At 36.4% G+C, this 6761-nt stretch carries 9 protein-coding genes and 1 tRNA gene; 5 read left to right on the top strand and 5 right to left on the bottom strand.

Annotated features, from left to right (window positions below):
* Positions 1-271: 271 nt before the first annotated feature.
* Positions 272-346 (bottom strand) — tRNA-Gly (locus tag BTO23_RS14155).
* Between the two features lie 139 nt (positions 347-485).
* A complete protein-coding gene (locus BTO23_RS14150) occupies positions 486-686 on the bottom strand; it encodes a ribosome alternative rescue factor ArfA (protein WP_060992357.1) in 201 nt (66 codons plus the stop codon).
* Between the two features lie 194 nt (positions 687-880).
* On the opposite strand from BTO23_RS14150, the gene pyrC reads away from it, so the two are divergent.
* Positions 881-1909 (top strand): dihydroorotase, encoded by a 1029-nt coding sequence (gene pyrC, locus BTO23_RS14145; protein ID WP_061003849.1) that lies wholly within the window; start codon positions 881-883, stop codon positions 1907-1909.
* Between the two features lie 93 nt (positions 1910-2002).
* Here the strand turns inward: pyrC and BTO23_RS14140 are convergent, their stop codons facing one another.
* On the bottom strand, positions 2003-2911 hold the full coding sequence (locus BTO23_RS14140) for an aldo/keto reductase (protein ID WP_105063831.1): 909 nt from the start codon (positions 2909-2911) through the stop codon (positions 2003-2005).
* 242 nt (positions 2912-3153) lie between these two features.
* On the opposite strand from BTO23_RS14140, the gene BTO23_RS14135 reads away from it, so the two are divergent.
* Positions 3154-3477 carry a hypothetical protein gene (locus BTO23_RS14135; protein ID WP_245922114.1) on the top strand — a complete coding sequence of 108 codons (324 nt, stop codon included), beginning with the start codon at positions 3154-3156 and terminating at the stop codon, positions 3475-3477.
* A 46-nt stretch (positions 3478-3523) separates the two neighbouring features.
* Here BTO23_RS14135 and BTO23_RS14130 read toward each other — a convergent pair whose 3' ends face one another.
* Positions 3524-3745, bottom strand: a complete 222-nt coding sequence (locus BTO23_RS14130) for a DUF3820 family protein (protein ID WP_060992354.1) — start codon at positions 3743-3745, stop codon at positions 3524-3526.
* Positions 3735-4262, bottom strand: a complete 528-nt coding sequence (locus BTO23_RS14125; RefSeq protein WP_060992353.1) for an NUDIX hydrolase — start codon at positions 4260-4262, stop codon at positions 3735-3737. Before BTO23_RS14125 ends, BTO23_RS14130 begins: the two co-directional genes overlap by 11 nt.
* Before the next feature lie 206 nt (positions 4263-4468).
* On the opposite strand from BTO23_RS14125, the gene BTO23_RS14120 reads away from it, so the two are divergent.
* The 3 genes from BTO23_RS14120 to BTO23_RS14110 are packed head-to-tail and all read left to right on the top strand — an operon-like array spanning position 4469 to position 6681.
* Entirely contained in the window at positions 4469-4924 is a 456-nt protein-coding gene (locus tag BTO23_RS14120; RefSeq protein WP_060992352.1) for a c-type cytochrome, read from the top strand.
* A 15-nt stretch (positions 4925-4939) separates the two neighbouring features.
* The gene (locus BTO23_RS14115; protein ID WP_060992351.1) at positions 4940-5590 is read left to right on the top strand and encodes a cytochrome b/b6 domain-containing protein; all 651 of its coding nucleotides are present in this window, start codon (positions 4940-4942) and stop codon (positions 5588-5590) included.
* Positions 5591-5607: 17 nt separating this feature from the next.
* On the top strand, positions 5608-6681 hold the full coding sequence (locus tag BTO23_RS14110; protein ID WP_105063830.1) for a mechanosensitive ion channel family protein: 1074 nt from the start codon (positions 5608-5610) through the stop codon (positions 6679-6681).
* The last annotated feature ends 80 nt before the right edge of the window (positions 6682-6761 follow it).

Genomic DNA, 6761 nt, shown 5'->3' with positions numbered 1-6761 from the left:
CTAAAACAATAAGCCCCCTCCTTTTTAAGTTGGGGGCTTTTTTATAAATCATGTTTATAAAAGTAATAAGAGTTCTATTTATTCGGTCTATCAAGGTAAATCGCTGATCAGATAACTACATAGGAAAATATTTAGTGAAAGTAAGAATCGCTAAATACAAACTTGGATTTTCACAAACGCCAGATACAAAAAAACACGCTATTAAGCGCTTAATTTTCAATAAATTGGAATTTTAAAACAGGATAATCTCTTGAGGAGGATAAAAAGAGATTGGAGCGTACAGCGGGAATCGAACCCGCATCATCAGCTTGGAAGGCTGAGGTAATAGCCATTATACGATGTACGCACATCGTCGAACGAGATAGATAATGCCACACTGAGCGCTAAGGTAAAGAACTTTTTTCATATCAACAGGTTAAACGGTGAAGATTTGTTCGATTGGCAATAAAAACCAAACTTAGATCACAAAAGCCCTATTCAAAAACTTACGCTACTTTTGAATAGGGCTCTTTAAACCCTTTATATTTCTCTTTGCGAGCAAAACTCCCCTTTCCTTTTTTAGCTTTCATTACTCTTGTTGTAAATAATGGACAGGTGACAATTGCTTTTAAGGCGTTATCTTTAATTTTCCCTCTACCATGCTCAAACTCAGAAGCTGGTAACACTTCTTTTTTACTCTTTTTCATAACTTCTCACTATCTTCTTGCTGTATAAATTTCGCACATATTGTCTTTTCTTTTGCTTTTTAAGTCAAATTTGTTACTAATTTTTACTTAATCCTATTCGTTCTATTCATTTTGCTTTAGAATCCTTTCGCCTAAGCAAACGATTAACTCGATAATTCTTAGGCTCTTATTTCTTTTTCTGGTGGGAGCAGCAAATGACAACTTTAACAATTACTCGTCCTGATGATTGGCATTTACACTTACGTGATGGTGACGTATTAACTGACACTGTACGTGATTCTGGCCGTTATAATGGCCGTGCATTAATTATGCCAAATCTAGTTCCACCAGTAACAACCACAGAACAAGCTCTTAGTTACCGTGACCGCATTCAAGCAGTAAACCCATCTGATACTTTTACTCCAATCATGTCTTTATATTTAACAGAAAAGACAACGTCAGATGAGATCCGCAAAGCGAAAGCAACAGGCCATATTGTTGCTGCTAAACTTTATCCTGCAGGTGCAACAACCAATTCAGATTCTGGCGTAAGTAACGTTAGCAAGGTTTACCCTGTATTAAAAACCATGCAAGAAGAAGGCATGCTATTGCTTATTCATGGCGAAGTAACAACACACGATGTGGATATCTTCGACCGCGAAAAAACCTTCCTTGATACCGTTCTTGCTCCGATCGTTAATGACTTCCCAGAACTGAAAATCGTTCTAGAACATATCACAACTAAAGATGCGGCTGATTTTGTTAAAAATGCAGGTCCAAACGTTGCAGCAACAATCACGGCACACCACTTATTATTTAACCGTAACCACATGTTAGTTGGTGGTATTAAGCCTCACTTCTACTGCTTACCAATCTTAAAGCGCAACACCCATCAGCAAGCTTTAGTTGAAGCAGCAACAAGCGGTAATCCTAAATTCTTTATTGGTACTGACTCAGCACCACACGCGAAAGATAAAAAAGAAGCAGCGTGTGGCTGTGCAGGTTCTTATACCGCACACGCATCAATTGAATTGTACGCTGAAGTATTTGAGAACGAAGGTAAATTAGAAAACCTTGAAGCATTCGCAAGCTTCAATGGGCCTGATTTTTACAACCTTGCTCGTAATACTGATACGATTACTCTTGTAAAAGAAGCGTGGATTGCTCCTGAAACAATGACATTTGGTAATGACTTTGTTGTGCCAATTCGTGCAGGTGAAGCGATTGAATGGTTAGTTAAATAAGTACGATACTATTTAACTAAGTAAAAACCTAAATAAAAATGGGATGCTAATTGGCATCCCATTTTTTTATCGGTTTGATTATGAGAACTCTCTCTATGGTACACCGTGGCCTTTTGATTCAACCCATACGCGATACCATTGTTCACGAGTTAAATTAATATCCATCGCATCAACAGCCGCCTGAACACGTTCAATTTTACCTGAGCCAATAATTGGTAATGGGTTTGAAGGTAATTTGCGTACCCATGCATAGATCACTTGATCAATGCTTTGTGCACCAACCTCTTCTTTTAACTCTTCAAGCACTTTTCTAACTCGGATCGCTTGTTCTGATTGACCAGAAAAAATATCTCCACCAGCTAAACACGACCATGCCATTGGTTTAATACGATTCATTTGTAATTGATCAAGCGTACCATCATGTGCAACATCAAAGTTCAATGGATTAATTTCAACTTGATTCGTTACTAGCGGCTTATCAAGTCGCGACTGCAGTAAATCAAAATGACTTGGAGTAAAGTTCGATACACCAAAATGCTTAACTTTACCTTCTTGCTGTAATTGATTAAAAGTATTAGCTACTTCATCAGCATTCATTAACACATCTAAACGGTGGATCAATAGCACATCAATTTCAGAAATATTAAGACGAGTAAGTGAGTTATTTACAGAGCTAATAATATGCTCTTTCGATGTATCGTAATGATTAATTTTTCGGTTCGGAAATTCTGGTGTACATAGGTTTATATCGCACTTAGTAATAATTTCTATTTGGTCACGAACTGAAGGTTCTAACGCTAAAGCCTCTCCAAATAAACGCTCACATTGATAACCGCCATAAATATCAGCGTGATCAACGGTTGTAATACCTAATTCAATGTGTTGTTTTAAGAAATTTAATCGTTGTATTGGTGTCATTTCCCATTCAGAAAGTCTCCAGTAACCTTGAACTAATTCTGAAAATTCAGGGCCTTGTGGTGCAATCGTTGTTTTCTTAATCATTATATTCTCCGTTGTGTGAGCTTATAGTAATTTTCTGACCTCAGAGTTACAGTGATACAGATCGGAAAATCAACATAATGAGTAAGTAATTATATCGGACAGCCTATATATCTTTACGCACCAAACTCATAAATAAAGTGATTACTCAAAGACAAGATGCAATTATTTTCTTATAATCGCTAAGCTCAACATAGCGTGAAAGTAAAAATGAAAAGACAATTCAACATAAGGTACATAACATCATGATAAAAAAGCATTTTTATGCCTTATTATTCGCATTTATTTCATTTCCATCTCTGGCTGATATTGTCGCTACACCTGAAAATGAAGATATTTGTAAACAAAAATACGTAAAAGAAGTGTTTGATCAACAAGTTCAATACAGTAACTCTCAAAATACCCCTCAAGTGCGAAGAACGGCTGAGCGCCATATCGATCGTTCTCGTGAAGTTTATAATGAGACTAGCAGCTTTTGCTCTGCGCTAAGTTATCTACGAAATGAAGCGTCTGATGAGTTACTTGAAGATTTTAAACGTGCTAAATCAGGTGAATCTCAATTTAAATAAATAGACATAGAGCACAAATGACAAACATTAATGCTCTATAGTTAATTTATCGTTTATATTTTAAAGGTCGAATCACTTCATCTAACCCTTCAATTTTCATTGCTAAACATAATGCCATTAATTCTCCTAACTCCCCTTTTGGAAAACCATCTTTTCGTTCAAACCATAAAAGATACTCCTCAGGAAGATCAATAAGTACACGGCCAGCGTACTTACCAAAAGGCATTTTCATTTGAGTTAATTTAAGTATTTGCTCTTTACTGAACATGCAGTCGCTCTTTCACAATAAGGTGAAGTAAAAAGGTTTCGCGTTCTATGCTCATTCCTTTTTTCTCACTATGAGCAATAATATTTTCATTATGAGCTATCGCTTCATGGATATTAATCCAAACAGGTTTCATTCCATTACGAATTTCATAGCTTTCATAATTGGTATCTCCTAGCTCTTTGTCTGCATCGCAAGTATAACAATATGAAATCATATGAAGTACGTTACACTCATGTTTGTACCAAGGACGAAACTCCTCATAGATGCCAAATGGTTCAATACTTGAAATATTCTTAGCACCCGTCTCTTCTTCTATTTCTCTAACTAACCCTGCAATTACATCTTCACCATCATCTATCCCACCACCAGGTAAAGAATAATCATGGTAGCGCTCTGTATATAAAAGAAGAATATCTTCGCCTTTTAGTATGATCGCGCGAGTTGCATTACGTTGGAGAATTTTTTGATTATCTAAACGATCTAGATCTGGATGCGTTGTAATATTTAAAATGCGCATAAAAACGAACAAGCCTACTTATAAAAATAACCACCCCATTATACGCACTTTGTTTTTTGATGCAGCCATCAAATTATCCACCTTTTTTGTGCGGCTTTGCACAAAGTGTAAAGAATGTGTAAATGTTGTGATAGTTAACTACTTCTTTTAACGATCATTTCATATAATAAAGACTTAAAATAATTACAATTCAAGGAAGTCTCAACATGAAAAAAATTCAAGCACTGGTCATCGCTTCTACTCTTTTCGCTTCAACCTCTGTTTTAGCGCACACTTTTAATGAAGCAAACAAAGCCATTAAATATCGCCAAGCAGCTTTTACTATGATTGCGGGTAACGTTAGTGAAATGGGTGAAATGGTCAAAGGAAAAACAGAATGGAGTGATGTTATTTTTGCTAAACGAGCAAATCAATTATCTCAACTAACATTAATGCCGTTAGATGCATTTTATGTTGAAGGCTCAGATAAAGGAAAAACAAACGCACTACCAGAAGTATGGAAGAATTTCCCTGATTTTGAAGCTCGCTTAGCTCAATTTCAAGAAGATGCTGCTGCACTAGCAAGTATTTCAGATAAAGGCGATAAAGCAGCAATCCGTAAAGCGTTTGGCAAAACAGTTAAGAACTGTAAAGCGTGTCATACTGATTACAAAGCAAAGTAATTACAAAGGGAATTCATGAAAATCTGGGATAGTTTTGTCCGAGTTTATCATTGGAGCCAAGTTGCACTGCTTGGCTCACTTTGGTACACCGCGGAAGAAGGTTTGATGGAATGGCATTTTACGCTTGCTTACCTTTTAATGGCCCTATTAGGTACAAGAATTATTTGGGGACTAATTGGCAGTGATACCGCTAGATTTTCTCATTTTGTCACATCACCTAAAAAAGCAATCAACTACTTATCAATAGAGAAAAAAGGAAAGTTATCTCATTCTATTGGGCATAATCCCGCTGGTGGCTATATGGTACTAGGATTATTTTTCCTATTGTCATTACAGTTAATCACTGGATTATTCAGCAATGATGATATTCTTTCTGAGGGTCCCCTGGCTTCATTAATTAGTTATGATATGAGTGGATTTTTAACTCAAATACATCATCAAAATTTTGATGTTCTCCTTGGCTTTATTGGTTTACACATTGCCGCAGTGTTCTTGTATAGACTCAAAGGCATTAATTTAATCAAGCCAATGTTAACAGGTAGCGCAGAGCTGACGGGAAATAGCCCAAAAATGAAGCATTCTATTTTTGCATGGCTCATTTTTACAGTGATATTTCTTATTATCTACTTTTTTTGGGCAAGCGAAGTGATAAGCTATCTTTTTTAAATAAAAGAGAACTATCAATGACTCGTTTCCTTGATTGGTGGAACACCCTATTAGAATTTAAAGATCACGATTGGGCACAAAATATAATCGTGATCTCTTTATTCAGTGCTTTTCTTTGGTTGTCTTGGCGCATTATTATTCAGCGTCTACATCGTATTGCAATTAAAACTCAGCTTCCTTGGGATGATGCGGTCATTACTGCTATCTCTTCACCGATTACACTCATTATTTGGTTATGGCCGGCTACCGCTTCACTGAAGATCCTTCTTACCGTTCATACACATTTCAGCACAACTTGGTTACCTGAATTACAAGTATTCATTTTGGTTTGGAGTTTTATTTGGTCAGCACTAAGACTAACTTCATTAATAGAAAAACAAGTTTTATTGAACCCTAAACATGATGAGACAACCGTACTTGCTTTAGGGAAAGTCAGCCGTCTTATATTTATCTCATTAGGTCTTCTATCGTTAATGCAAGGAATGGGATTAAGCTTATCAGGCTTATTAACCTTTGGGGGCGTTGGTGGTTTAGTTGTTGGTTTGGCAGCAAAGGATTTATTATCGAACTTCTTTGGTGGGATGATGATCTATTTTGATCGTCCATTTAAAGTCGGCGACTGGATCCGCTCTCCTGACCGTTCTTTAGAAGGAACCGTTGAACATATTGGCTGGCGAATGACCGTGATTAGAACATTTGATAAACGCCCTCTCTACGTACCTAACTCTGTATTTAGTAGTATCGTAGTAGAAAACCCATCAAGAATGTTGAACCGTCGTATAAAAGAAGATATAGGCATTCGCTATAATGATCTTAAAAATATAGAACTCATCGTAAATGACGTTAAAGCGATGCTAATTGAACATAATGATATTGATTCAAACCAAACACTGATCGTCAATTTTAATGGCTTTGGTCCATCATCATTAGATTTGTTAGTGTATACCTTTACCAAAACCATCAATTGGATTGAGTATCATAAGGTAAAGCAAGATGTCTTAATCAAGATTGGGGATATCATTGCACGACACGATGCTGAGATCGCCTTCCCTACTCAAACACTCAAAATTGAGCAATTACCCGTAGAGTAATATGACATTCATTAATTAATAATAAACAATCCGATATGAAAAAGGGCATCACATGATATGGGTGCCCTTTTCTATTAATA

Source organism: Aliivibrio sifiae (genome assembly GCF_002954715.1).
Taxonomy (GTDB): domain Bacteria; phylum Pseudomonadota; class Gammaproteobacteria; order Enterobacterales; family Vibrionaceae; genus Aliivibrio; species Aliivibrio sifiae.
The sequence above is the reverse complement of the archived record's forward strand: the minus strand, read 5'-3'. Positions and strand labels throughout refer to the sequence as shown.

What these genes read in the sequence shown, in the direction of transcription:
- BTO23_RS14115 (WP_060992351.1), top strand. Translation starts at nt 4,940, where the DNA reads ATGAAAATCTGGGATAGTTTTGTCCGAGTTTATCATTGGAGCCAAGTT.
- BTO23_RS14150 (WP_060992357.1), bottom strand. Translation starts at nt 686, where the DNA reads ATGAAAAAGAGTAAAAAAGAAGTGTTACCAGCTTCTGAGTTTGAGCAT.
- BTO23_RS14140 (WP_105063831.1), bottom strand. Translation starts at nt 2,911, where the DNA reads ATGATTAAGAAAACAACGATTGCACCACAAGGCCCTGAATTTTCAGAA.
- BTO23_RS14130 (WP_060992354.1), bottom strand. Translation starts at nt 3,745, where the DNA reads ATGTTCAGTAAAGAGCAAATACTTAAATTAACTCAAATGAAAATGCCT.
- BTO23_RS14120 (WP_060992352.1), top strand. Translation starts at nt 4,469, where the DNA reads ATGAAAAAAATTCAAGCACTGGTCATCGCTTCTACTCTTTTCGCTTCA.
- pyrC (WP_061003849.1), top strand. Translation starts at nt 881, where the DNA reads ATGACAACTTTAACAATTACTCGTCCTGATGATTGGCATTTACACTTA.
- BTO23_RS14110 (WP_105063830.1), top strand. Translation starts at nt 5,608, where the DNA reads ATGACTCGTTTCCTTGATTGGTGGAACACCCTATTAGAATTTAAAGAT.
- BTO23_RS14135 (WP_245922114.1), top strand. Translation starts at nt 3,154, where the DNA reads ATGATAAAAAAGCATTTTTATGCCTTATTATTCGCATTTATTTCATTT.
- BTO23_RS14125 (WP_060992353.1), bottom strand. Translation starts at nt 4,262, where the DNA reads ATGCGCATTTTAAATATTACAACGCATCCAGATCTAGATCGTTTAGAT.